General features: G+C 25.6%; 1 protein-coding gene. It reads left to right on the top strand.

Features of this window, described 5'->3' with window-relative positions:
* Positions 1–140: 140 nt before the first annotated feature.
* The gene (gene msrA / locus NSA58_RS20365; RefSeq protein WP_039680870.1) at positions 141–1037 is read left to right on the top strand and encodes a peptide-methionine (S)-S-oxide reductase MsrA; all 897 of its coding nucleotides are present in this window, start codon (positions 141–143) and stop codon (positions 1035–1037) included.
* The last annotated feature ends 221 nt before the right edge of the window (positions 1038–1258 follow it).

Below are 1258 nucleotides of genomic sequence, written 5' to 3'. Positions count from 1 at the left end.
ACTATACAATTATAAATAACTAGATTTTGATCAGATAAAATGAATTAATATTATATGCCTATAAAATTAATATACTATAAAGATTAAAAATCAACTTTATTGGGGAAAATAAATAAAATTTACCAAGGAGTTGATTTTTTATGGAGAAAACTGCAATGTTTGCAGGAGGATGCTTCTGGTGTATGGTTGAGCCTTTTGAAAAACTAATAGGAGTAAAAGATATTAGGGTGGGTTATAGTGGAGGCACAAACAAAAATCCAACATTTGAAGACGTTTGTAAAGAAGATAATAAACATTTTATGGTTGTAAAAATTATTTATGAGGATGATATGGTATCTTATAATGAACTTCTTGAAGTTTATTTTAATTCTATAGATCCAACTGATGAAGAGGGTCAGTTTGGTGATGATGGTAATTGCTTTAAAACTGCTATTTTTTATTATGATATAAATCAATGGCGACAGGCACAAAAATATATTGAGAATTTGGAAGAGAATAATATATTTGGTGACTTAATAGCAACAAATCTATGGGAAGCAAAAGAATTCTATGAGGCAGAAGAATTTCATCAAGATTTTTATAAAAAGAATCCACTATTATATAGAGAATATTATAGATTTTCTGGAAGATATGAATACTTAAAAAGAAGCTACGCTAAAAGACATCTAAGCAAGTTACAATATGAGGTTACACAAAATAAATTAAGAGAAAAGCCTTTTAAAAATGAATATTATGATAATTTTAAAGAAGGAGTTTATGTAGATATTATAGATAATACTCCTTTATTTTCATCAAGGGATAAAATAAATAAAAATTGTGGATGGCCTATATTCTCAAAAGCAATAGATGATAATTTAATAAAATTTATAAAAGATGAAGAAATAATAAATAAAATTGAAGTAAGAAGTAGAAAAAGTGATATACATTTAGGATATGTTTTAAATGATACATGGGAGAATTTTAGGAAGAATATTCTTTCTATTAATTCTGCATCCATAAAATTCATACCCGCAAATGAATATTTTGAAATTACTTAATGATTTTAATATCACCATACTGATACAAAATGGTTATCATTCAATGGTTTTTGATTATAAACCATGGAGTGATAAAATTTCGAAAAGGTTAAAAAATATTGTAGAAACTAATATTTCCGTTCTGAAAATCTGCTATAGGGATTAAATTTTTTTGGGGGGAACACAATTTCATACGGAATTTTTAGCTAAAATAACAAAGGAATATATTAAATTTTACAAAT

The organism is Terrisporobacter muris (genome assembly GCF_024621905.1).
GTDB lineage: Bacteria > Bacillota > Clostridia > Peptostreptococcales > Peptostreptococcaceae > Terrisporobacter > Terrisporobacter muris.
Note: the sequence above shows the minus strand (reverse complement) of the source record. Positions and strands in the feature narration are given on the sequence as shown.